17 protein-coding genes, 1 tRNA gene and 2 pseudogenes are annotated in these 23,365 nt (G+C 70.8%); 16 read left to right on the top strand and 4 right to left on the bottom strand.

Annotated features, from left to right (window positions below; genetic code table 11):
- Window positions 1–40 precede the first annotated feature (40 nt).
- The 12 genes from ACR5MH_RS09785 (at window position 41) to msuE (ending at window position 14,204) form a co-directional block, all read left to right on the top strand.
- Window positions 41–1,543 carry a malate:quinone oxidoreductase gene (locus ACR5MH_RS09785; RefSeq protein WP_431347042.1) on the top strand — a complete coding sequence of 501 codons (1,503 nt, stop codon included), beginning with the start codon at window positions 41–43 and terminating at the stop codon, window positions 1,541–1,543.
- Window positions 1,544–1,799: 256 nt separating this feature from the next.
- Window positions 1,800–3,434: an ABC-F family ATP-binding cassette domain-containing protein gene (locus ACR5MH_RS09780; protein WP_431347041.1), complete on the top strand. Its 1,635-nt coding sequence runs from the start codon at window positions 1,800–1,802 to the stop codon at window positions 3,432–3,434.
- 201 nt (window positions 3,435–3,635) lie between these two features.
- Complete coding sequence (locus ACR5MH_RS09775) at window positions 3,636–4,619, top strand: Rv2578c family radical SAM protein (protein ID WP_433862541.1); 984 nt, start codon at window positions 3,636–3,638, stop codon at window positions 4,617–4,619.
- 583 nt (window positions 4,620–5,202) lie between these two features.
- Window positions 5,203–6,000, top strand: coding sequence for an ATP-binding protein (locus ACR5MH_RS09770; protein ID WP_433862540.1), 798 nt, complete (start codon window positions 5,203–5,205; stop codon window positions 5,998–6,000).
- Complete coding sequence (locus ACR5MH_RS09765) at window positions 5,997–7,208, top strand: hypothetical protein (protein ID WP_431347040.1); 1,212 nt, start codon at window positions 5,997–5,999, stop codon at window positions 7,206–7,208. Before ACR5MH_RS09770 ends, ACR5MH_RS09765 begins: the two co-directional genes overlap by 4 nt.
- Complete coding sequence (locus ACR5MH_RS09760) at window positions 7,205–7,885, top strand: response regulator transcription factor (protein ID WP_431347039.1); 681 nt, start codon at window positions 7,205–7,207, stop codon at window positions 7,883–7,885. Before ACR5MH_RS09765 ends, ACR5MH_RS09760 begins: the two co-directional genes overlap by 4 nt.
- A gap of 28 nt (window positions 7,886–7,913) precedes the next feature.
- Window positions 7,914–8,588: a thymidine kinase gene (locus ACR5MH_RS09755; protein ID WP_431347038.1), complete on the top strand. Its 675-nt coding sequence runs from the start codon at window positions 7,914–7,916 to the stop codon at window positions 8,586–8,588.
- Window positions 8,588–9,895: a UDP-glucose dehydrogenase family protein gene (locus tag ACR5MH_RS09750; protein WP_431347037.1), complete on the top strand. Its 1,308-nt coding sequence runs from the start codon at window positions 8,588–8,590 to the stop codon at window positions 9,893–9,895. Before ACR5MH_RS09755 ends, ACR5MH_RS09750 begins: the two co-directional genes overlap by 1 nt.
- Before the next feature lie 66 nt (window positions 9,896–9,961).
- A complete protein-coding gene (locus tag ACR5MH_RS09745) occupies window positions 9,962–11,827 on the top strand; it encodes a DUF4012 domain-containing protein (RefSeq protein ID WP_431347036.1) in 1,866 nt (621 codons plus the stop codon).
- Window positions 11,828–11,878: 51 nt separating this feature from the next.
- Window positions 11,879–12,424, top strand: coding sequence for a hypothetical protein (locus tag ACR5MH_RS09740; protein ID WP_431347035.1), 546 nt, complete (start codon window positions 11,879–11,881; stop codon window positions 12,422–12,424).
- A gap of 66 nt (window positions 12,425–12,490) precedes the next feature.
- On the top strand, window positions 12,491–13,507 hold the full coding sequence (locus ACR5MH_RS09735) for an LLM class flavin-dependent oxidoreductase (protein ID WP_431347034.1): 1,017 nt from the start codon (window positions 12,491–12,493) through the stop codon (window positions 13,505–13,507).
- A gap of 103 nt (window positions 13,508–13,610) precedes the next feature.
- On the top strand, window positions 13,611–14,204 hold the full coding sequence (msuE, locus tag ACR5MH_RS09730; RefSeq protein ID WP_431347033.1) for an FMN reductase: 594 nt from the start codon (window positions 13,611–13,613) through the stop codon (window positions 14,202–14,204).
- A 90-nt stretch (window positions 14,205–14,294) separates the two neighbouring features.
- On the opposite strand, the gene ACR5MH_RS09725 is transcribed toward msuE, so the two are convergent.
- From ACR5MH_RS09725 to ACR5MH_RS09715, 3 genes and pseudogenes are all read right to left on the bottom strand, one after another.
- Window positions 14,295–14,368: transfer RNA gene (locus ACR5MH_RS09725), tRNA-Pro, on the bottom strand.
- A 59-nt stretch (window positions 14,369–14,427) separates the two neighbouring features.
- Entirely contained in the window at window positions 14,428–15,225 is a 798-nt protein-coding gene (locus ACR5MH_RS09720; RefSeq protein ID WP_433862635.1) for a metallophosphoesterase, read from the bottom strand.
- Between the two features lie 235 nt (window positions 15,226–15,460).
- Window positions 15,461–17,839 (bottom strand): annotated as a pseudogene (locus tag ACR5MH_RS09715) (transglycosylase domain-containing protein); the annotation flags it as partial.
- 208 nt (window positions 17,840–18,047) lie between these two features.
- Here ACR5MH_RS09715 and ACR5MH_RS09710 point away from each other — a divergent pair.
- Both ACR5MH_RS09710 and ACR5MH_RS09705 read left to right on the top strand, forming a co-directional pair.
- Window positions 18,048–18,182, top strand: a complete 135-nt coding sequence (locus ACR5MH_RS09710; protein ID WP_431349497.1) for a hypothetical protein — start codon at window positions 18,048–18,050, stop codon at window positions 18,180–18,182.
- Window positions 18,182–18,652, top strand: a complete 471-nt coding sequence (locus ACR5MH_RS09705) for a RidA family protein (protein WP_431347030.1) — start codon at window positions 18,182–18,184, stop codon at window positions 18,650–18,652. Before ACR5MH_RS09710 ends, ACR5MH_RS09705 begins: the two co-directional genes overlap by 1 nt.
- A 114-nt stretch (window positions 18,653–18,766) precedes the next feature.
- On the opposite strand, the pseudogene acs reads toward ACR5MH_RS09705, so the two are convergent.
- Window positions 18,767–20,715: pseudogene (acs, locus tag ACR5MH_RS09700) on the bottom strand (acetate--CoA ligase).
- A gap of 551 nt (window positions 20,716–21,266) precedes the next feature.
- On the opposite strand from acs, the gene ACR5MH_RS09695 reads away from it, so the two are divergent.
- Window positions 21,267–22,208 carry a TadA family conjugal transfer-associated ATPase gene (locus tag ACR5MH_RS09695; RefSeq protein ID WP_431347028.1) on the top strand — a complete coding sequence of 314 codons (942 nt, stop codon included), beginning with the start codon at window positions 21,267–21,269 and terminating at the stop codon, window positions 22,206–22,208.
- Complete coding sequence (locus ACR5MH_RS09690) at window positions 22,201–23,265, top strand: type II secretion system F family protein (protein ID WP_431347027.1); 1,065 nt, start codon at window positions 22,201–22,203, stop codon at window positions 23,263–23,265. Before ACR5MH_RS09695 ends, ACR5MH_RS09690 begins: the two co-directional genes overlap by 8 nt.
- Window positions 23,266–23,365: the final 100 nt, after the last annotated feature.

Below are 23,365 nucleotides of genomic sequence, written 5' to 3'. Positions count from 1 at the left end.
CGACGACAGGGGATGACCGCACTCACCGTAGGATTGTCTGGTGAGCACTGACCCCATCGACGTCGTCCTGATCGGCGGCGGCATCATGAGCGCGACGCTGGGCTCCATGATCCAGCGCGTCCAGCCCGACTGGACCATCCGCATCTACGAGTCCCTCGGCGAGGTGGCCCAGGAGAGCTCGAACCCGTGGAACAACGCAGGAACGGGCCACGCCGCCCTCTGCGAGCTCAACTACATGCCGGAGGCCGCCGACGGCAGCGTCGACCCGGCCAAGGCCATCAGCATCAACGAGCAGTTCCAGCTCAGCCGGCAGTACTGGGCCTCCCTCGTCGCCGAGGGCCACCTGCCCGACCCGCGCACCTTCATCAACGCGACGCCGCACATGACGTTCGTGCGCGGCCGTGACAACGTCCGCTACCTCCGCAAGCGCTACGAGGCGCTCAAGGACCAGCCGCTCTTCGAGGGCATGGAGTACTCGGAGGACCCGGCGATCATCGGCGAGTGGACCCCGCTGCTCACCAAGAAGCGCAACGCCAAGCAGCGCATCGCGGCCACCCGCCAGACCGCGGGCACCGACGTCGACTTCGGTGCGCTGACCCGCGCGCTCGTCGACGACCTGGTCGCGAACGGTGCCGACCTCGCGCTCAACCACAAGGTTCTCAGCATCAAGCGCACCCCCGACAAGCTGTGGAAGATCCGCGTGCGGCACGAGGTCGGCCACACTCCGCACGAGGCGCTCGCGCGCTTCGTCTTCGTCGGAGCCGGCGGCGGCGCCCTGCACCTGCTCCAGAAGTCCGGCATCCCCGAGATCAAGGGCTTCGGCGGCTTCCCCATCTCCGGCCAGTTCCTCCGCACCTCCAACCCGAAGATCGTCGCGCAGCACCAGGCGAAGGTCTACGGCAAGGCCGCGGTCGGCGCTCCGCCGATGTCGGTCCCGCACCTCGACACGCGCGTCGTGGACGGCGAGACCTCCCTGCTGTTCGGCCCCTACGCGGGCTTCAGCCCCAAGTTCCTCAAGAGCGGGAGCTGGTGGGACCTGCCCGGCTCGGTCCGCGCCGGCAACCTCGGCCCGATGCTCGCGGTCGCGCGCGACAACTTCGACCTCATCAAGTACCTGGTCGGCGAGGTTCTCGCCAACCGCGAGAAGAAGATGAGGGCGCTGCAGGAGTTCATGCCCACCGCGAAGTCGGAGGACTGGGAGCTCATCACCGCCGGCCAGCGCGTCCAGGTGATGAAGAAGGACCCGAAGAAGGGCGGCGTGCTGCAGTTCGGCACCGAGGTCATCGCCTCCGCCGACGGCTCGATCGCCGGCCTCCTCGGCGCGTCCCCGGGCGCCTCGACCGCCGTGCCGATCATGGTCGACCTGCTGAAGCAGTGCTTCCCCGACCGTTACGCCGGCTGGCTGCCGACGTTGAAGCAGCTCATCCCGACGGTCGGCACGACGCTCAACGACCGGCCCACGGAGGCCGCGCGCGTGCTCGCCGAGACCGCGTCGGTGCTCGACCTGGCGGAAAGCCCCGCCGGTCAGGTCGTCCGGGCCTGATCCCGGGCATCCGCAGCCGATCCGTACCCGGCGGTACGGATCGGCTGGACAGCCGTGCCCGCGACCTGTTATCGTCGTCCACGCTATGAAGTAGAACCTCTTCTCGTCCCGCGCCCGAGGCGCCGTCGAACGAGCGAGCGACCCATAGGTCCTGCGCCGCCTGGTCATCCAGCACCGGGCGCTCCGGCGCACTCGTGACGGAAGTCCGCCCGGCGGGAGCCTGCTCCGTGATGGAGCGCCCGGAAGGTGGTTCGCTTTGCCAACACTCACTCTCACCCCACTGCGCGCCGACGGTGTGTCCGTCCGCTACGGCGACCGGCGCGTCCTCTCGGATGTCTCCCTCACCGTGCCTCCCGGCGCCCGCGTCGGCCTGATCGGCGAGAACGGCGCGGGAAAGTCGACGCTGTTGCGGGTCCTCGCCGGGGCCGAGGCCCCGGACACCGGGGTGGTCTCGCGGCCCAAGCGGGCGGGCTTCCTCTGGCAGGAAGTCCGCTTCCGGCCCGACGACACACTCGCGACGCTGATCGAAGACGCCCTCGCCGAGGTTCGCGCCATCGAGCACGAGCTCGAGGCCGCCGCTGCCGCGCTCGCCGGCGACGACCCGGCCGCGCACGCGCGGTACGACGCCGCCCTCGCGGCGGCCGAGTTCGCCGAGGTGTGGTCGATCGACGCGCGTCGGGACGCCCTCCTCGACGGGCTCGGTGTCGGCGCCATCCCGCTGGCCCGGCGGCTGGACGAGGTCTCAGGAGGCCAGCGCAGCCGGTTCGCGCTGGCCGCGCTGCTGCTCGGCCGGCCGGAAGCGCTGCTGCTCGACGAGCCGACGAACCACCTGGACGACGCGGCAGCGGCGTTCCTGGAGGGGCAGCTCCTCGGCTGGCACGGTCCGGTGCTCTTCGCGAGCCACGACCGCGCGTTCCTCGACTCGGCGGCCACCGGCCTCCTCGATCTGGACCCGACCCGCTCCGGCACCACGGTCTTCGGCGGCGGCTACAGCGCGTACCTCGCCGAGAAGGCGGCGGAGCGGCACCGCTGGGAGAAGCAGTACGCCGACGAGCAGGCCGAGCTGAAGGAGCTCATGCACGCGGTCGACGTGACCGCGCGCTCCATCGCCTGGTCGGGCAAGGTGCGCGACAACGACAAGTTCGTGAAGTCGTACAAGGGCAACACCCTGGACCGGCAGATCAGCCGGCGCGTGCGCAATGCGGACGGCCGGCTCGACGAGCTGACCCGCACGCAGGTGCGCAAGCCGCCGAAGCCGCTCGGCTTCGCCGGGATCCCGGCGGGGTTCCAGGCCGTGAGCGGGGAGGGCGGGTCGCTGCTGCAGGCGGACGACCTCCACGTCCCGGGGCGGCTGAGGCTCGACCGGTTCGCGGTGGAGTCGCAGTCGCGCGTGCTCGTCACCGGCGCGAACGGCGCGGGCAAATCGACGCTGCTCTCGGTGCTCGCCGGGCGGATCGTCCCGCTCGTCGGCACGGTGCAGCGCCGGCGCGGACTGCGGGTGGAGCTCCTCGAACAGGACGTGCGCTTCGCGGACCCGACGCAGACCCCGCGCCGGATCTACGAGCTGGCGCTGGGCGAGCGGCGCGCGGAGTCGGTCCCGCTCTCGGGGCTCGGCCTGATCGCGCCGCGCGACCTCGACCGGGAGGTCGGCTCGCTGTCCGTGGGGCAGCAGCGGCGGCTCGCGCTTGCGCTCATCATGGCCCGGCCGCCGCACGTGTTCCTGCTCGACGAGCCGACCAACCACCTCTCGCTCACCCTCGCGACCGAGCTGGAGGCGGCCCTCGGCGGGTATCCGGGCGCGGTCGTGGTGGCGAGCCACGACCGGTGGCTGCGCGAGCGCTGGTCCGGGGAGGTGGTGTCCCTGCGGAGCGCCACACCGCACGGCGCTTGACGATCATTCGAACGTATGTTCGAATAGTTCCATGAGGTGGAGCGGGCAGGAGCTGACGGTGGAGACGCCGTCGGCCCTGCCCGGTCTCGCCCGGCTGAACAACCTGGTGCGGTCGGTGCGCACGCCGGAGTTCGCGAACATCACCTTCCACGAGATCCTCGCCAAGTCGGCGCTCAACAAGATCCCGGGCGGGGAGGGCCGATGCCCTTCGGCTGGACGATCAATCCCTACCGCGGCTGCTCGCACGCCTGCGTGTACTGCTTCGCCCGTCCCACGCACAGCTATCTGGAACTTGACCAGGGCAAAGACTTCGACCAGGAGATCATCGTCAAGGTCAATGTGGCCGACGTCCTGCGCAAAGAGCTGACGAAGCCGAGCTGGGGGCATCACCCGGTCGCGCTCGGCACCAATACCGATCCGTATCAGCGGGCGGAGGGGCGCTACGCGCTGATGCCCGGCATCATCGACGCGCTGGCCGACTCGGGCACGCCGTTCAGCATCCTCACCAAGGGATCGCTGCTCCGGCGCGACCTCGACCGGCTGGCCGAGGCGGCGAAGCGGGTCCCCGTCGACCTGGCGATGTCGATCGCGGTCTACGACGACGAGCTGCAGCAATCGGTCGAGCCGGGAACGCCTACGACCAAGGCGCGCCTTGCGACCGTCACCGCAGTCCGCGAGCACGGCCTCGATTGCGGTGTCTTCCTGATGCCGATCCTCCCGTATCTCACCGACACGCGCGCGCACCTCGATGAGGCACTGCGCCAGGCGAAGGAGGCCGGAGCCACCAGCGTGCTCTACACCGCGCTGCACCTGAAGCCCGGGGTCAAAGAGTGGTACTACCTGTGGCTCGGCCGGGAGCATCCGGAGCTGCTGCCGAAGTATCGCAGCATGTACGGCCGCGGCACCTACGCGCCCAAGGAGTACCGCGCGTGGCTGGCGGCGCGGATCAAGCCGCTCATCCGAGCGCACCGGCTCGAGCGCGGGCAGGAGGATCCGCTGACCGGGGGAGTGCGGTCGTCGGCGCTCGGGATGCTGCGCGACGGCGAGGGTGAGCGCCGGGCGGTGGAGCGCGGGGCGTTGGAGCGCGGCGCGCCCGGAGGCGGCCCCGCAGACCGGGTCGCGCCGGAGGAGATCGCGCCGGAATCGGCGCTGGTGTCGCTGGGGGTTCAGCCGACCCTCTTCTGAGCGGGGTGCGCGCGATCGGCCACTGCGTGTCGCGGCGCGGAGCGGCCACCGCGTCGCCGGGGGTACAGCGCGCCGTCCCGCCGGGGTACACAGCGGGCGGGAACGCTGCCATAATCCCCACTGGGAGGCCGCCGACGCGCGGTATCCCACCGGCGCCTCCCCGTCGGTCCCCCTTGCGCCGAAGGAGTGCGGTGTCGCTCGGCCTTCCCAGCCACCTCTCCAGGGCGGCGAACTCCCGCGCCCTGGCCACCGCGGCCCGCTGGACCGCGCTGGTCTGTCTGGAGATGGCGGCGGTCAACGTCGCGGTCTCGACGGTCGGCGGCGCCACCGGCGCGGCCTCCTGGATCAGCACGCTCGTCCTGCTGCCCATGATCGCGCTGCTGGTCCTGCTGTCGAATGGACGCACCGTCCTGCTCACGGTCGTCTACCTGCTGGTGGGCGCGGTCTGCACCTACTTCTACGTCTACGTGCTCTTCGTCAGCACGCCGGAGTATCAGAACACCGACCTCCTCGTCGTCGCCCTCCCCGTCGTCGCGATGACCCTCGTCGGCGGAACCGGGACAGGCTCCCTGCTCGGCGTGCTGTGGGCCACGCTCGGGTTCGCGCTCGCGGAGGCCGCCGTCCTCCTCGCGGCGACCGCGGCCGGGCGCGACTTCCGGCCCGACGCGATCTCGTTGAGCGCCTATCTGCTGCTGGTCGGCGTCCTCGCCTTCGACGGGCTCACCCGGGGCGCGCGCTCGCGGACGCAGGGCGCCATCCACCGAGCGGTCCGCGACGCCCGGCTCGTCGACCTGCGGCGCGAGCTGCTGGCGGAGTCGACGGCCGACCTCCACGACACCGTGCTCAGCGAGCTGCTCGCGGTCGCCGCCACGGAGCCGGGGAGCTCCCCGCGCGGCTCCGGCAGCGCATCGAGTCCGATCTCCATCGGCTCGGCGGCGCCGGGCTGCCCTCCGACGACCGCGCGCCGGCCGACGAGGACCCCTGGTACGACAGCGAGCTGCGCCGGGCCATCGAGGACGCGCGCGACGAAGGCCTCGCCATCGACGTGTCCGGGGAACGGGAAGCGGTCGCCCTGCTGGCCCCCGACGCGCGCCGTGCAGTCGGCCTCGCCGTCCGCCAGTGCCTGGTCAACGTATTGCGCCACTCGGGCAGCGCGACCGCCGAGGTCGCGTTCTCCAGCGGCAGGACCTCCGTGTCGGTCATGGTCGTCGACGGCGGTCGCGGCTTCGCGGCGGCCGGGGCGCCGGGCAGCGACCGTCTGGGGTTGCGCCAGTCGGTGCACGACCGCATCAGCAAGGTCGGCGGGACTGTCACCGTCTACTCCGCCGAGGACGTCGGGACGACCGTCATCATGACGCTCCCGGTCGCGGAGGGCGCATGAGCCAGGTGCTGTCCGAGACGATCGTCCACTACCGGTCGCTGCCGGTCGAGCGCACGCCGCAGCGGCTGGACCCGCTCGGCGTCCAGTCCGCGTGGCTCCTGGTGCCGCTGCTCAGCGTCGTCGCCGTGGCCTACGCGGTGTTCTCCACCTTCCAGCACCACGCCCAGTTGCGCAGTCCCGCCCTCGCGGTCTGGGCTGTCGTCGTGCTGCTCGTCGCCGTCGTCGTCGCGACCATCCGCACGCACCCCGGCCTCGCGCCGCTCGGGCTGTGGTCGCATCTCGCGATCGTCGGCGTCGCACTCGTCGGCGGCTGCCTTTTCGACGCGGCGGTCTGGGGCCACAACCAGCGCATCCAGGACGACTGGGGGCAGATCGCCGTTGCGCTGCTGCTGATGGCGATGCCGCTCTACCGCCCGGTCGCCGAAGTGCTCACGGTCGCCGCGCTCGCGGCCCTCGTGCTCGGTGGGCTGGCCGCGGTGCAGGGGTCGTCGCTGCTCATCTCCAACCACCCGCTCGTGTATGCGAGCATCGCCGCGACACCGGTGCTCGCTCTCGCGTCGGGCGGCGCCGGTTACGCCTGGACCATGACCGGCGAGACGCTCCGCTGGCGGGAAGTCGCCCAGGCGGGGCAGCTCCGGCTCGATGCCGAACTGCGGCAGGTCGCCGCGCGGATGATCGCGCAGGAGCGCGCCACGGCGCTGAACGCCGAGGCGGTCCCATTCCTGACCGCGCTGGCCGCACGCGGCGTCATCACCGAGGAGGACAGGCGGCACGCGCGCAGCATCGCCGAGCAACTCCGGGCCTCCGCGGTGGAGGCTCTCGAACGGAGCTGGCTGGCCGAAACGGTAGCGCTCGCGCTCACGCGCCGAGGCGCCGGGGCGGGGGCGGGCCACGGCGGCCGGGTGAATGACCCCGACCAGCTCGAGCAAGTGTTGAGCGAGGAGCAGCGCGCGGTCGTCGGCGCACTCATCGGGACCGTCGCCGCCCTCCCCGGACTCGCCGTCGACAGCCTGGCCGTGACGGTGGCGCAGCCCGGTGCACCGGTCTTCCTCCTCACCGCCCGGGTCGACGAGCCGCGGCGCGAACTCCGCTCCGCGCTCGTCCCTTACCTCAGCGCGCTGCAGTCGGTGTCGATGGTGGCGTCGATGCGCGTTCGCGCAGGCGGGCTCATCGTCCGCTTCGCCTATCCTGAGAGGCGAGCACCATGAGTATCAGCACGGCACATCCCGGATCCACTGCGACTCCGATCCGGCTCGCCATCCTCGACGACCACGAGATCCTCCTCGACACCCTCGCCGCCTGGATCGAGCGGAACGCCCCCGACTTCGACCTCGTCGTGCGCGCCGGGAGCTGGCTGGAGCTCGTCCACAGCGACGCGTTCCCGACCGACCTGGTCATCATGGACCTCCAGCTCCGCGAGTCCGTGTCGATCGGCGCGCGCGTTCGCACGTGCCGCGCGGCCGGTGCGAAGGTGGTCGTGCTGAGCGCCGTGGACACGCAGGAGGACCGCGACGCCGCGCTGGCCGCCGGCGCGGTCGCGTACGTCACGAAGACCCAGCCGATGGCCGAGCTGATCGCCGCGGCGCTCGCCGCGATGGGTCGCGACAGCGCGCCAGGGCAGAGAGAGCCGGCACTTGCCTGGCGTCCGCGTCCGACCGTCCCCGAGGCCTCCCGCCCCAAGCTCAGCGATGGCGAGCGGCAGGCGCTCGTGCTCTACGCGGACGGCCGCACGACCTCCGAGGTGGCCCGCGCGATGAACGTTCAGTACGAGACTGCGAAGACGTATCTGCGCCGCGTCCGCGAGAAGTACGGCAAGGTCGGCAGGCCGACGAGCTCGCGTGCCGACCTCATCCGCCGCGCCGCGGAGGACGGCTACCTCACCTGAGCCTCCGGCGCCCGCATAGGATTGCTCCGTGGCAAAACTGTATTTCCGCTACGGCGCTATGAACAGCGGCAAGAGCACCGCCATGCTGCAGGCTGCGTACAACTACGAGGAGCGCGGTCATCGCGTGCTGCTCGCCAAGCCGGCGATCGACACCAAGGGCGACATGGGAATCCTGTCGCGGCTCGGGGTGACCCGCCAGGTCGATTTCCTGATCGCGCCGGAGACCGACGCGTACGGGCGCTTCCAGCAGCACCGCGAGCGCACGCTCAAGCGCCACGGCCGCGACGTGAGCGCGCTGCTCGTGGACGAGGCGCAGTTCCTCACCGAGGCGCAGATCGACGACCTGCTCCGGATCGCGCTGCTCGACGACGTGCCGGTGCTCGCCTACGGCATCCGCACCGACTTCCAGACGGTCGCTTTCCCCGGCAGCCGGCGCCTCCTGGAGGTGGCGCACAGCCTCGAGGAGCTGAAGACCATCTGCCGCTGCGGCCGCAAGGCGATCTTCAACGCGCGCAAGGTCGACGGTGTCTTCGTCTTCGACGGTGACCAGGTCGCCATCGACGGCGCCTCGGTCAGCTACGAGGCGCTCTGCGGCAACTGCTATCTGGACGAGAGCCGGGGCGTGCTGAACAACGGCCGCCGGCACTGGCCCGCGACCTCCCCCACCGTCTACGACAGCGAACCGGACCCGGACTTCACCTGATGCGCATCTCCGTCATCGGCGTCGGCTACCTCGGTGCCGTCCACGCCGCAGCCATGGCCGACCTCGGCCACACCGTCGTCGGCGTCGACGTGGATGAAGCGAGGATCGCCGCCCTCTCGGAGGCGCGCGCGCCGTTCTTCGAGCCCGGCCTCCCGGACGTTCTCGCCACTGCCACCGCCAGCGGGCGGCTGCGCTTCACCACCGACTTCGCCGCGATCGCCGATGCCGACGTGCACTTCGTCGCCGTCGGCACTCCGCAGTCCGCGGAGGGCGACGCCGCCGACCTCCGGTTCGTGGACGCCGCTTTCGACTCGCTGCTGGCCCACGTCAAGCCCGGCGATGTGATCGTCGGCAAGAGCACCGTCCCGGTCGGCACCGCCTCCCGGCTCGCGGAGCTCGTCGCCGAACGCGTACCCGGCGCGACGCTCGCCTGGAACCCGGAGTTCCTCCGTGAGGGCTTCGCCGTCAAGGACACCGTGAGCCCGGACCGGCTCGTCTACGGCGTGCCCGAGGGCGAGCAGGGCGCGCGCGCCGCGCGCATCCTCGACGAGGTGTACGCCGGCGCGGTGGCGAACGGAACACCGGTCATCGTGACCGACTACGCGACCGCGGAGTTGGTGAAGGTCGCGGCGAACGCGTTCCTGGCCACGAAGATCTCGTTCATCAACGCGATGGCGGAGATCGCCGAGGCCAGCGGCGCCGATGTGACGCAGCTCGCGGACGCGATCGGTCACGACGCGCGGATCGGCCGGCGCTTCCTCAACGCCGGCGTCGGCTTCGGCGGCGGCTGCCTGCCGAAGGACATCCGCGCGTTCAGCGCCCGCGCCCGGGAGCTCGGCCGTGGCGACGCGGTGCGGTTCCTGGACGAGGTGGACAAGATCAACCTGCGCCGCCGCGAGCGCGTGGTCGAGCTGGTGCGCGAGGAGACCGGCGGCCTCGACGGCGCGCGGGTCGCCGTGCTGGGGCTGGCTTTCAAGCCGCACTCGGATGACATCCGCGACTCCCCGGCACTGGACATCGCCGTGCGGCTCGCCGACGGCGGGGCGATCGTCACCGCGACCGATCCGGAGGCCAACGCGAACGCGCGCCGCCGCGCTCCGCAGCTCGCGTACGTCGAGACGGCCGCCGAGGCCGCCGCTGACGCGGACATCGTCGTGCTGATCACCGAGTGGCCGGAGTTCACCGGGCTCGACCCGGAGGAGCTGGGCGCGCTGGTCTCCCATCGCCGGGTCATCGACGGCCGCAACGCGCTCGACGCGGAGCGGTGGCGCGCCGCGGGGTGGCAGTTCCGCGGACTCGGGCGCTGACTCCGTTCGCCGGGGAGATGCCCGCGAGGGCTCCTCAAAAAACTGAGGATTTGTTACCTTTGTGTCATGGCGACTGGTCTCTCGCACCACGACGCGCCGCCGCGACCCGCGGCTCCGCCCTCCGGGCCGCGCCTGCGCCGCCGTGACGTCGTCATCCTCGTCCTGATCATCGTCGCCGTCCTGGCGTTCCTCGCGGTCGCGTGGATCGGCGTGCGGGGGTTCCTCGCCCAGCAGGAGCTCAACGCCGCCGTGCCGGACGTGAAAGCCGTCCGCGCCGCCGTTGCGGCGGGCGACCCCGCCCAGGCCGCGTCGGCCGCCGCCGATCTGCAGAAGCACGCGCACGCCGCGATGTCGCTCACCAGCGACCCCGTATGGCAGCTCGCGCAGGGCATCCCGTGGGCGGGCGCGAACCTGTCCGCGGTGAGCACGGTCTCCCGGGCCACCGACACCGTGGCCTCCGACGTCATCAAGCCGCTCGTCTCGATCGCGGGCGCGGTGGACCCGCGCACCCTGCGGCTGGCGGGCGGCAGGCTGGACCTCGCGCCCATCGTGGCCGCCCAGCCCGTCATGGCCAGGGCGGAGACAGCCTTCGACTCGGCCCGGACCGACATCGGCTCCATCGACCGGAGCAGTGTGATCAGTCCGATCGGCTCCGCCGTCGCCAAGATGCGCTCCCTGATGTCGGAGGTCGCCCCCGACCTGCAGGCCGTCGGCAACACCGTGCGGCTCCTGCCCGGGATGCTCGGCGCGGACGGACCCCGTTCGTACCTGATCGTCGCGCAGAACCCCGCCGAGCTCCGTGCCACAGGCGGTCTCATCGGCTCGATCGCGCTCGTGAACGCCGACAAGGGGGCGGCGACCCTGTCCACCGAAGTGGCGGGGACCTCCATCGGTCCGTGGCCGACGCCCGTCTCCGACGTGCCGGCCGCGACCTCCGGCCTCTACGGCCCCTTGGTCGGCCGGTACCTCCAGGACGTCAACTACACCCCCGACTTCCCTCTCGCGGCGCGGACGGCCGCGGCGATGTGGGTGCGCACGCACGGCGGGGCCGTCGACGGCGTCATCACCGTCGACCCGGTCGTCCTGAGCGCGATGCTGAAGGCGACGGGGCCGGTCGCGCTGCCGACCGGGGACGTGCTGACCTCCGCGAACGCCGTGCCGCTCCTCCTCAGCGGAATCTACGCGCGCTATCCCGACGCCCCGCAGAAGCAGGACGCCTTCTTCACCAAGGCGGCCTCAGCCGTGTTCGACCGCGTGATGGGCGGGGTCGACGGTACGGCGCTGGTGAAGGCGCTCGCCGCCTCCGGGACCTCGAACCGCATCCAGATCTGGAGCTCGCACCCGTCGGAGCAGTCGATCCTGCAGACCACGACGCTCGCCGGCGCCCTGCCGGTGTCCACACCGGAGACGGCCGCCCTCGGCGTCTACTTCAACGACGCGACCGGCTCGAAGATGGACTACTACCTCCGGACCTCGGTGGCCGCGGGAGCCGCGGTGTGCCGTGCCGACGGGAAGGTGACCTCGATGCTGGAGGTCACTCTGACCAACAGCGCGCCCGCGAACGCCGCGACCGCGCTTCCGGCGTACGTCACCGGTGCCGGCAGCTACGGGGTCCCGCCCGGCGATATCAAGACGCGGATCGCGTTCTACGGACCCGATCAGGGGCTTCTCGCGTCGGTCAAGAGCAAGGGTGCGGACATCCCGTCCATCGCGGGCACAGACGGCGGGCGCCCGGTCGCGGTCGTGGAGGTGCAGCTCGTGCCGGGCGAGTCGAAGACGGTGGACGTGGAGTTCCTCGGCACCGTGCAGTGGGCTCCCGGCCTGACGGTCGACGTCACCCCGACCCTCAAAGGGGACGGGTCCACCCCCGATGTGGGGGCACGCCCCGCGGTCTCGAGGATTGCCGTCCCGTGCGCCTCGGCAGTAAAATGAGAATTATTCATTAAACCCGACGACTGGCCGGGCGAGGGAAGGCGTACCCGAATGTTGAAGAAGATCCTGGCGGCGGCAGCCGTCACCGCGGCGCTGCTGCTTTCGGCGCCCGCGGCCGCGAACGCCGTGCCGTACCCGAGCGGTGCGCCGTGCACGTTCGACGTGAGCGTGACGCAGGCCGGACACACCGCCACTCTGACGTGCATCCCGGGCACCTGGGCGGGCGGGGAGACCATCACCTGGGTCGGCAGCGGCTCGAACGGCTCCGGCATCGTCATGGCGAGTTCGGTGACGTTCAGCAAGCACTCCAACTCGGACGGCAGCGACGTGCTCAAGGTGACCCTCCCGTCCGACGCGACGGGCGTCTACACGATCACCGGCACCGGCGCCACGAGCGGCCACGTCTGCTCCGCGTCGCTCACGGTGACGCCGGCCGACGCGACCTCGTCGACCATCAACGACCCGGGCAGCTCCGGCCTCGCCGACACCGGCTCCGTGATCGCCGAGTGGTCGATCTGGGCCGGCGGCGGCCTCCTGATCATCGGCCTGGTGAGCGTCGCGGTGGCAGCCTGGATGCGGAAGGTGCGGTCGTCCTGACCTGACCGGACCCGTCCCGGACGGGTCCGCCGGAATGGCGGGAGGGCGGCAGCGGTTGCCCTCCCTGTGACCTCCACCAGCATCCCCCTCAACGTCCTCGACCTCGCCAGCCGGCCAGCCGGCGGCAGCAACGCCGACGCGGTAGCCGGGACGGTCCGCCTCGCACAGCAGGCGGAGCGTCTCGGCTACCGGCGTTTCTGGGTGGCCGAGCACCACGGGATGCCGGCGATCGCCTCCAGCGCCCCGCCCGTCCTCATCGCCGGCATCGCTGCGGCGACCGAGCGCATCCGGGTCGGCTCGGGCGGCGTGATGCTCCCCAATCACGCCCCGCTCGTCGTCGCCGAGCAGTTCGGCACCCTCCGCGCCCTGTACGGCGACCGCATCGACCTCGGCATCGGCCGCGCGCCCGGCACCGACGGCGCCACCGCGTTGGCCCTGCGCCGCAGCGCGGAAGGCCTCGGCGTGGACGACTTCCCGCAGCAGCTCCTGGACCTGTTCGGCTTCTTCTACGGCGGCCTGAGCGACGCGAACCCGCTGCACGGCATCACGGCCGTGCCGGGCCTGGGCGACGCCCCGCAGATCTGGCTGCTCGGCTCCAGCGGCTACAGTGCCCAGGTCGCCGCGGCGCTCGGCCTCCCGTTCGCGTTCGCCCACCACTTCGCGGGGGAGAACACGGAGGCCGCCCTGGACCTCTACCGGTCGCGTTTCGAGCCGGGGGAGCAGCTCGCCGAGCCGCACGCGATGATCGCCGTGAACGTGGTGTCGGACGACGACCCGGAGCAGGTGCGCGCGCTGTCGCTGCCCGGGCAGCTCTCGTTCCTGCGGATGCGCCGCGGCCTCAAGCCGCAGCCGGTGAGCATCGAGGAGGCGCTCGCCTACGAGTTCAGTCCCGCGGAGGAGGAGTTCATCGCCGCCCGCAACGCCCGTCAGGCGATCGGGACTCCGGACCACGTGAAGGCGCGCCTGGATGCGCTGATCGCCTCGACCGGTGTGGACGAGCTGATGATCTCCTCCGGCGCCGCGACCGTGGAGGGCCGCATCCGGTCGCTGGAGATCGTGGCGGGGCTGTACCCGGCTGCCTGACGGCCTCCATGACGGACCGTGACGGCCGGTGGGGCACTCCGGGAGGGCCGGGGGTAGCGTTGGCCGCACTCCCGACCCCCACCCAGCGAAGGCGGTACCCCGCATGGCACACGCACCACACGTCGTCGGCGTGAGCGGCAGCCCGACGGCGCCCTCCCGCACGACGGTCCTCGTGGACGAGGTGGCACGGTCGTTCGCCGCGGCGACGGGCGGGACCTCCACGACCATCGAGTTGGCGCCCCTGCTCGGCGCGCTCGGCGCCGCCCCGTTCCGCAGCGGCCTGAGCCCGCGGGTGCAGGAGGCGCTGGAGACGGTCGAGAAGGCCGACGTCATCGTGGTCGGCTCGCCCGCCTACCGTGCCACCTACACCGGCCTCTTCAAGCTGTTCTTCGACCACATCGGCCAGTACGCACTCATCGACAAGCCGATCGTCCTCACCGCGACCGGCGGCAGCGACCGCCATGCCCTCCTGGTGGAGCACCAGATGCGCCCGCTGTTCGGTTTCTTCCAGTCGCTGACGCTCCCGCTGGGCATCTACGCGAGCGAGTCCGACTTCACCGACTACGCGATCTCCTCCGTCGACCTCCGCGAGCGCATCAACACGACGGTGTCGCGCACGCTGCCGCTGATCCGCTCCCACATCGACTCGGAGTCGCTGTACGCGACCGTGGACTTCGCGCGGCCGGATGCGTTCTGAAGAGCACGATGCGTTCTGGGGAACCACGGCGCTTTCCGAGACAGACGACAAGAGCCGGTTCGAATCATCGAACCGGCTCTTGAATGTGGGTCGGGGTGACAGGATTTGAACCTGCGGCCTCTTCGTCCCGAACGAAGCGCGCTACCAAGCTGCGCCACACCCCGGTGGCCCGAAGGCCTCATCTAGGATACACGAGCGCGAGGGGTGCGAATGACCACGCGGCTCACTCCGACGCCGTCAGCGTGACCAGCGTCGCCTCCGGCCGGCAGGCGAACCGTACCGGCGCGTAGATCGACGTCCCGAGCCCCGCCGACACGTTGAGGTAGGCCGCGCGGAACGCGTGCCGCCAGATGCTGAGGCCTTTGACCTGCGATCGCGGGATGTCGCAGTTCGTGACGAGCGCGCCGAAGCCCGGGACGCACACCTGGCCGCCGTGCGTGTGGCCCGCGAAGATCATCGAGGCGCCGTAGGTGACGAACGCGTCGAGCACCCGCCGGTACGGGGCGTGCACGATGCCGAGTGTGACCGTGGGTCGCTCCGTGCGCGGCTTGTCCGTCGGCCATGTCGCGTCGTCGGAGTACGGGTCGTCCTCCCGCAGCTCGTCCAGGGCGCCGGGGATGGCCTCCACGCGGTCCGCCTGGATGTGCGGGTCGTTCACGCCGAAGAACTCGAGGTGCGTTCCGCGGATCTCGAGGGCGCCGGCGGCGTTGTTGAGGTTCAGCCAGCCGAGGCTCTCGAAGTACGCGGTGAGCGCCTTGTCGTCGAGCCTGGGAGCGGTCGACGAGTGCCGCTTCGACGGGCCGAAGAAGTACTTGAACGGGTTCTTGAGCTGCGGGCCGTAGTAGTCGTTCGAGCCGTGCACGAACACGCCGGGGATGCCACGGAACGCGTCGAGAGCGGCGCGGATGCCCTCCAGGCCGTTCTCGTGGCTGAGGTTGTCGCCCGTGTCCACGATGAGGTCCGGCTGGAAGCGCGCGAGCTGGCGGACCCACTCCTGCTTGTCCGCCTGCCACGGCGCCATGTGCAGGTCGGACAGGTGCAGCACCCGGATCGGTTCGGCGCCGGCCGGCAGCACAGGGACGCTCACCTCGCGCAGTGTGAACGCGCGCCGCTCCACGAGCGAGCCGTACGCGAACGCGGCCGCACCCGCACCGGCAAGCACCGCGAGTGCGGTGCCCACCGGCTTGAAACGCGAAGTGCCGGCCACTAGCCGCCCGCTCCCGGTCCGGGAGGGGGGTGCTCTTCTGCAGAGTGAGGGTCACCGGGGTGCCGGCCTTCGCGGCCGTTCCCGCCCCGGGGTCCATGGCCTGGACGATGTCGTCGGGGGAAGCGCCAGCGCCGACCTTCGCGACGAAACCGGCCGCCGCCAAGGCCGCCTGCGCCGCCGAGAGCTTCTGCCCGACGACGTTCGGGATCGCGACCAGCGACCCGTTGCTGGTGTAGATCGTGATGACCGTGCCCTTGCCGACGGACGAACCGGCGGGCGCGTTGGTCGACGCGACCGTGCCGGCCGGGGCGGCCGAGTCCTGCGGGCCGCCGTCGGCGCTGTCGAGGCCGAGGCTGGTCAGGATGGCTTTCGCCTCGTCTGGGGTCTTGCCGGTGAGGTCGGGGACAGCGACCTGGACGCCCTGCACGAGCTTGCTGGGAGGTGTCGGGAACGGGTCGCCGCCGTATTTGCCCACCGCCGCGGACATCATGGTCCGCATTACCGACGAACGGAGCGACGCGGGAGACTTGCCATGCGTCGGGTAGGTGGCTCGCATGTCCTGATGTCCGGTCACATTGCCGACCCAGTACGCACCGGCGACCTTGGTGGTCGAGGCGACCAGCCAGAGCTGTTCGTTGTTCTCGGTGGTGCCCGTCTTGCCGAGCATGTCCTTGCCGGTCGTGTTCATCCCGCTGGCCGTTCCACCGCCCTGAAGCGGCCCCTGGAGGCCCTTGGCCATCGCGTTGGCGATCGCGGGGTCGATCGACTGCGTGCACTTGCTCGCGGGCGGCGGCACCTCCGTGCCGTCGCCGCTGACGATCTTGTCGATGGCGATCGGCGAGCAGGTCATACCGTTGTTCGCGATGCCGGCGAAGGCCGTCGCCATCGTCAGCGGGGCGATGTTGTTGGTGCCGAGCACCGACGCGGGTGTGGTGCCGAGCGGTGTGCCCGTCGCGGTGTGGACGCCGAAGGCCTCCGCCTCGTTGCGGATCTGGCAGAGGTCGAGTTGGTAGGCCATTGCGATGAAGGCCGTGTTGATGGAGTTGGTCGTGGCGTTCTGGGCGGAGCGGATGCCCTCTTCGCCGGGGGAGTCGTTGGTCGGGCGGTAGGTGCCCGTCCAGTCGCCGTCGCAGGTGTTCTTGAACCTCGTGTAGGTGCGGAGGTTCGCGTTCACGGTCTCGTTGAGCGAGTGCCCCTGCTTGAGCCACTCGGCGAGGGTGAACACCTTGTACGTGGAGCCGACCTGGAACCCGCCCGAGCCGCCGTAGGCGTAGTCGGTGGCGTAATTGATGCTGGTGTACTGCGCGCCGGAGTTGAGGACGTCCGGGTCCTGGCTGTACTGCTTGTTCTGCGCCATGTAGAGCACGCGGCCGGTGCCGGGCTGCACGCCGACCAGCACGCCGCCGATGTCGACCTTGTAGACCTGCGGCACATACGACGCGAGCGTGTCCTCCGCCACCTTCTGCAGGTCGAGGTCGAGCGAGGTGTAGATCTTGTAGCCGCCGCGGTTGAAGGTCGCAGTGCGGGTGTCCACGTCCTTGCCGAAGGACGGGTCGTTGAGGATGATCTTCTGCACGTAGTCGCAGAAGTACGCCGCCCCGCCCGCCGTCTGACAGCCGCGCGCCGACGGGGTGACCACCGGCTGGATCGGGGTCTTGATCGCCTCGTCGTACTGCGCCTTGGTCAGCTTCTTGTACTCGTACATCTTGCCGAGGATGTAGTCGCGGCGGTCCTTGTTCTTGGCGTAGCCGTTGGCCGCGCCGTTCGTCGCCGAGTCGGGGCTGTCGATCTTGAGGCCGGTCGGCTCGTTGACGATAGCGACCAGGCTCGCGGCCTGCGCCGGGGTCAGCGCTGCGGCCGTGGTGTTGTAGTAGTAGCGGGCCGCGGCCTCGATGCCGTAGACCGAGCCGCCGAAGCCGGCGATGTTGAGGTAGCCCTCGAGGATCTGGTCCTTGGTGTACTTCTTCTCGAGGCCGATGGCGTACTTCATCTCCTTGACCTTGCGGTCCGGAGTGACGCCCGTCGAGTCGTCGACGCAGTTCTGGTACGTCTTCTTCTCTGCGGCGGTCTTGATCGGCATGGCCTCGCACTTCTGCAGCAGCACGTTCTTGACGTACTGCTGGGTGATCGAGGAGCCGCCCTGCACGCCGCCTCCGGAGACCGTCGACAGCACACCGCGCATGGTACCTTGGATGTCGACGCCGCCGTGGCTGTAGAACCGCGGGTCCTCGCCCGCGATGGCCGCGTCCTTGACGGCCTGCGACATCTGGTCGAAGCCGACCGGGAGGCGGTTCTGGGAGTAGAAGGTCGCGAGCGGGACGTTCTGGTCGCCGTTCTTCGCGTAGATCGTGGTCGGCTGGGCGAGCTGACCGATCTGAAGGTACTCGGGGAGGCCCTCGAAAACGCCGATGCCGTTGTTGGCGGCCATGCCCGTCACGGCGATGGCGGGGGTGACGGCAGCGGTGACCAGAAGACCGGCCACGGCACTCATGCCGACGAACGCGCCGACTGCTCCGAGCACACCTCTAGCCTGTGGTTTTTGCGCAGACATATGATCAATCTAGGCGATGAACCTGATAAACCCCCCGAATGAAAAGAGCACCATGCTGCGCTGGGAATACCTTACGACTCCTCTCATGATCCATAACACGGCCGCGATCCTCAACAACTGGGGTTCCGAGGGGTGGGAGCTGGTGCAGGTGGTGACCGGCCCCGAAGGCGGTCTGGTCGCCTACCTCAAGCGCCCGGTGCCGACCGAGGACGCCGCCTGATGGGCGCCGTCGAAGCCCGCCTGGCCGAGCTCGGGATCGACCTCCCGGACGTCGTGCCGCCGGTCGCCGCCTACACGCCGGCCGTCGTCGACGCCGGTCACGTCTACACCTCCGGCCAGCTCCCGATGGTCTCCGGCGCCCTGCCGGCGACCGGCAAGGTCGGCGACGGCCACGGCCTCGTCCCGGCCGACGACGCCAAGGAGTACGCCCGCCTCTGCGCGCTCAATGCGCTCGCCGCGGTCAAGAGCGTCATCGGCTCGCTCGACCGCGTGACCCGCGTCGTGAAGGTCGTGGGCTTCGTCGCGTCCGATCCGTCGTTCACCGGCCAGCCCGGCGTGATCAACGGCGCGTCCGAGGTCCTCGGCGAGATCTTCGGCGACGCCGGCGTGCACGCCCGTTCCGCGGTCGGCGTCGCGGTCCTGCCGCTCGACGCGCCTGTCGAGGTCGAGATCGTCGTCGCGTTCGAGTAGAAGCCGGTTCGAGTAGAAGCCGGTTCGAGTAGAAGCCGGATGAACGCGAACCGCCGCGGATCGCAGTGATCCGCGGCGGTTCTTCGTCGTTTGCGCCTTTTTCGACCGAGGCGCCTACGTGAGCTTCGCCTGAATGGAGCTCATCACGGCGGTGTCGGCGAGCGTTGTCGTGTCGCCGACCTCCCGGCCCTCCGCCACGTCCTTCAGAAGACGGCGCATGATCTTGCCCGAGCGCGTCTTGGGCAGCTCGGTCACGATGAAGATGTCGCGCGGACGGGCGATCGCGCCGATCTGCTCGGAGACATGCTTGCGCAGCGCCGCCGCCACGTCGATCGACTCGGCCGTCTCGAGCTGGTTCTGCTTGATGATGACGAACGCGACCACGGCCTGCCCGGTCGTCTCGTCCGCCGCTCCGACCACCGCAGCCTCGGCCGTGAGGGGTGCGCGACCAGCGCGGACTCGATCTCGGCGGTCGAGAGACGGTGGCCCGAGACGTTCATCACGTCGTCCACGCGGCCCATCAGCCAGATCTCGCCGTCCATGTCGTAGCGGGCGCCGTCGCCGGCGAAGTACTTGTCGCCGAACTTCGACCAGTACGTCTCCACGAAGCGGTCGGGGTCGCCCCAGATGCCGCGCAACATGCTCGGCCACGGCTCGGTGACGACCAGGAGACCGCCCTGGTCCTTGCCGACCGGGACGCCCGCTTCGTCCAGGATGTCGATCGAGATGCCCGGCAGCGGAACCTGTGCACTGCCCGGCTTGAGCGTGGTCACGCCCGGGAGCGCGGAGACCATGATCGCCCCGGTCTCGGTCTGCCACCAGGTGTCGACCACGGGGGTTCCGCCTCCGCCGATGACGTCGCGGTACCACATCCACGCCTCGGGGTTGATCGGCTCGCCCACCGAGCCGAGCACACGCAGGCTGGACAGGTCGAACTTCTGCGGGTGCTGGCGCCCGATCTTCATGAAGGAGCGGATGGCGGTCGGCGCCGTGTAGAAGATCGAGACCTTGTACTTCTCGATGATCTCCCACCAGCGACCAGGGTGCGGGGTCTCGGGGGTGCCCTCGTAGAGCACCTGAGTGGCGCCGTTGGCGAGCGGGCCGTAGACGACATAGGTGTGGCCGGTGATCCAGCCGACATCGGCGCTGCACCAGTAGACGTCGGACTCCGGGTGGAGGTCGAAGACGTTCTTGTGCGTGAACGCCGCCTGGGTCAGGTAGCCGCCGGAGGTGTGCAGGATGCCCTTCGGCTTCCCGGTCGTGCCGGAGGTGTAGAGGATGAACAACGGGTTCTCGGCGGGGAAGGCCTTGGCGACGTGGTCCGCGTCGACGAGCGCGATCTCGTCCTGCCACCACAGGTCGCGGCCCTCGGTCCATTCGACCTCGTTCTCGCCGCGCTTGACCACGAGCACGTGCTCGACCGTCGACTCGCCGTTCGCGAGCGCGGCGTCGACGGCGTCCTTGAGCGGGAAGACCCGGCCCTTGCGCCAGCCGCCGTCGGCCGTGATGACGAGCTTGGCCTCCGCGTCGTCGATGCGCGAGCGAAGGCTCTCGGCGCTGAAGCCGCCGAAGACGACGGAGTGGACGGCGCCGATGCGGGCGACGGCCAGCATCGCGATGACGGCCTCCGGGATCATCGGCAGGTAGATCGCGACCCGATCGCCGGCCTGGACGCCCAGGCTCGTGAGCAGGTTCGCCGCCTTCTTGACCTCCGCGGTCAGCTCGGCGTACGTGATCGTGCGGCTGTCGCCGGGCTCGCCCTCCCAGTGGATGGCGACCCGGTCGCCGTTGCCGGCCAGGACGTGGCGGTCGAGGCAATTGAAGGCCACGTTGAGCTCGCCGTCGTCGAACCACTTCGCGAACGGCGGGTTCGTCCAGTCCAGCGTGCGCGTGAACGGGGTGTGCCAGTGGAGGAGGTCGCGCGACTGGTCGGCCCAGAATCCGAGCCGGTCGGCCGCCGCGCGTTCGTAGAGCTCGGCCGTCGCGACCGCGTTCGCGGCGAACTCCTCGCTGGGCGCGAACCGCCGGGCTTCGTGCAGCAGGTTGTCGATTGTGTTGCTCATGGGGAGTCTTTTCGCTCCTTTGCGATGCTGGTGTTCGAGTCGTGGCGCGACAATCCATGACTCTACAGCCAGCAGGTGACGGCCTCCGAGCAGACTTGCGTTTGCATGGATTCTGCGTAAACTAGGCAGCGGCCGAATGACAAATTCTGGCGTGCGGCGCAATCGATTCCCCCCAATCATGCGCCGCAGTGGCCGCACCTGTTCCCCCCAATAGGTGCGGCCCCCTTTTTTAACCCGGCGGCTCACGCTTCGTTCTTGTCGTGAGGTTGTCCACGGCCGGCTGTGGATGAAGCGGGTTCTCCACGGATCGCCGGCTCCGGACCCGGGCGTCCTTCGGGCTCCGTAGCGTCGCGGGCATGAGTAATTCAAGCCAGTGGATCACGCCGTCGATCGCCCGATCCGGGGTGAGTGATGGGGGCGGGCGCTTCGGTCCAGCCAGGCGCGGGTATCGCGGTGCCCTGGAGGCGCCGCCACCGCTCAGCGCACCGCCGCTCAGCGCTCCGCCGCTCAATGCACCGCCGCTCAGCGCACCGTCGCCTCCCTCGCGCGCGATGCCCGCCCCCGACATGTGGAACACCTTCGGCCCGCTGGCGCCGTACCTCATGCGCGACGGCGTCACAGATCTCTTCCTCACCGGCGACGGCGTCCTCTGGTCCGACGGCGGCCCGCGCGGCCTCCACCGGGTGGAGGGCTGGACGCCCGACGCGCTCGCCGCACGCCGGCTGGCCACGCGGCTGATCGCCACCGGCGGCCGGCATATCGACGAGGCCACCCCGTTCGTCGACGTGAGGCTCCCCGGCGGGGTCCGCGTCCACGCGGTGCTCCCGCCCATCTCGACGGGAGGCACTCTGCTGTCGATCCGCGTGCCCGCGGCCGCCGCACTCACTCTGGACGACCTGCTCCGGGTCGGTTCGCTGACCGCCGATGGCGCGGCCCTCCTCCGCGCCGCGGTGTCCGCCCGGACGAACATCCTGGTGACCGGAGCCGCCGGCGCGGGCAAGACGACCCTGCTGGCGGCCGTCCTGGCGCACGCGCCGCCCACCGAGCGCATCGTGCTCATCGAGGATGTCGCGGAGCTCCGCATCCCGCACCCGCACGTCGTCGGCCTGCAGACCCGCCAGCCGAACCTCGAGGGCGCCGGCGGGGTCGGACTGCGCCGCCTGGTACGGGAGGCGCTCCGGATGCGGCCGGACCGGCTCGTCCTCGGCGAGTGCCGGGGCGAGGAGGTCGCCGACCTGCTCTCCGCCCTGAACACCGGACACGACGGCGGCGCCGGCACCCTGCACGCCAACTCGCTGGGCGACGTCCCCGCCCGGATGGAGGCGCTGGGCGCCCTCGCCGGCCTGGGCGACATCGCCACCGCTCGGCAGACGATCAGCGCGATCGGGCTCATCGTCCACGTCGAGCGTTCGGGGGACCGCCGCCAAGTAGCCGGCTTCGGACGCTTCACGACCACCGCGGACGGACGACTCGCGGTGGTGCAGCATGAGTGAGCGACGCCACACTGCCCGCGAGCGCGGCCGCCCCGCCGACGACCTCCTGTCCAGTTCCGTGGAGGCGCTCGCCGTGCTCCTCGATGCGGGCATCTCGCCCCGCTCCGCGTGGGAGTACGTGGCCGCGGAGGCGACGCATCCCGCGGTGACGCGGGCGGCGACGCTCGTCGCGGCGGGGACGTCGCCCTCCGAGGCGCTGGCCGTGGCGGGCCGGCGAGATCGGGTGAGCGCCGGGGACGAAGCGAGGGCGTCTGGTATGCCTGAGCGGCGTGGCCGGTATCCGGCGGCGGCCGGCGGAGAGGCGACGCCCACCGCGACCGCGCGTCACGGGGCGCCCGGCGGCGGCGATGCCGGCGTGGCCGCCGTCGCCGCGGCATGGGGCGTCGCGGAACACGCGGGCGCCTCGCTCGCACCGGCGTTGCGCGGTGCGGCCGAGGCTCTGCGCGATCGTGCCGGAGCGGAGCGCGACGTCGCCACCGCGCTCGCCGGGCCGCGCGCGACGGCACGGCTGATGACCTGGCTCCCCGCGGTCGGAGTGGTCATGGCCTACGCCATCGGAGTGGATGTGATCGGGACACTCGTCACCGGTCCGCTCGGCTGGATGGCGGCCGGATCGGGGTGCGGTCTGCTCATCGCGGGCCGGGCCTGGACGCGCCGGCTCGTCCGGTCGGCGTCGCGGACGGGGCCGATCGCGGGGATCCAGCATGACCTGACGGCGATCGCTCTCGCCGGAGGCATGTCGGTGGCGGCCGCTCGGGAGACGATCGCACAGGTCGCGCGCCGCGTCGGCCTCGCCGCGGTCGTGGATGCCGACACGTCCGTCGACAGAGTGCTCCGCATCGCGGAGCGAGCGGGAGCGCCGGCGATCGAACTCCTGTCCACCGAGGCCCGGCAGGAGCGGCGGACCGCCCGCGCCGAGGGCCGCCGACGCGCGGAGCTGCTCGCCGTGCGGCTGCTGCTCCCGCTCGGCGTGTGCGTGCTGCCCGCGTTCGTGCTCCTGGGCGTGGTGCCCGTCATCCTCGCGATGATGTCCTCCACCTTCGCCGGCCTCACATGAGTTGCCCACAGATCCGGGAGCGCCGCCCATCGCCGCGACGCCGGACGAGACGATCGATGTGTGCCGCCGTACGGCGGCGCAACGACAGAACACCAACAAA

It is taken from the genome of Streptomyces sp. L7, from assembly GCF_050990935.1.
Taxonomy (GTDB): domain Bacteria; phylum Actinomycetota; class Actinomycetes; order Actinomycetales; family Microbacteriaceae; genus Leifsonia.
The sequence above is the reverse complement of the archived record's forward strand: the minus strand, read 5'-3'. Positions and strand labels throughout refer to the sequence as shown.

Bases quoted from the DNA above. Each gene is read 5' to 3' on its own strand.
- ACR5MH_RS09760 (WP_431347039.1), top strand. From the start codon at position 7,205: ATGAGTATCAGCACGGCACATCCCGGATCCACTGCGACTCCGATCCGG.
- ACR5MH_RS09705 (WP_431347030.1), top strand. From the start codon at position 18,182: ATGGGCGCCGTCGAAGCCCGCCTGGCCGAGCTCGGGATCGACCTCCCG.
- ACR5MH_RS09695 (WP_431347028.1), top strand. From the start codon at position 21,267: ATGCCCGCCCCCGACATGTGGAACACCTTCGGCCCGCTGGCGCCGTAC.
- ACR5MH_RS09690 (WP_431347027.1), top strand. From the start codon at position 22,201: ATGAGTGAGCGACGCCACACTGCCCGCGAGCGCGGCCGCCCCGCCGAC.
- msuE (WP_431347033.1), top strand. From the start codon at position 13,611: ATGGCACACGCACCACACGTCGTCGGCGTGAGCGGCAGCCCGACGGCG.
- ACR5MH_RS09765 (WP_431347040.1), top strand. From the start codon at position 5,997: ATGAGCCAGGTGCTGTCCGAGACGATCGTCCACTACCGGTCGCTGCCG.
- ACR5MH_RS09710 (WP_431349497.1), top strand. From the start codon at position 18,048: ATGATCCATAACACGGCCGCGATCCTCAACAACTGGGGTTCCGAGGGG.
- ACR5MH_RS09745 (WP_431347036.1), top strand. From the start codon at position 9,962: ATGGCGACTGGTCTCTCGCACCACGACGCGCCGCCGCGACCCGCGGCT.
- ACR5MH_RS09775 (WP_433862541.1), top strand. From the start codon at position 3,636: ATGCCCTTCGGCTGGACGATCAATCCCTACCGCGGCTGCTCGCACGCC.
- ACR5MH_RS09750 (WP_431347037.1), top strand. From the start codon at position 8,588: ATGCGCATCTCCGTCATCGGCGTCGGCTACCTCGGTGCCGTCCACGCC.
- ACR5MH_RS09720 (WP_433862635.1), bottom strand. From the start codon at position 15,225: ATGGCGCCGTGGCAGGCGGACAAGCAGGAGTGGGTCCGCCAGCTCGCG.
- ACR5MH_RS09740 (WP_431347035.1), top strand. From the start codon at position 11,879: ATGTTGAAGAAGATCCTGGCGGCGGCAGCCGTCACCGCGGCGCTGCTG.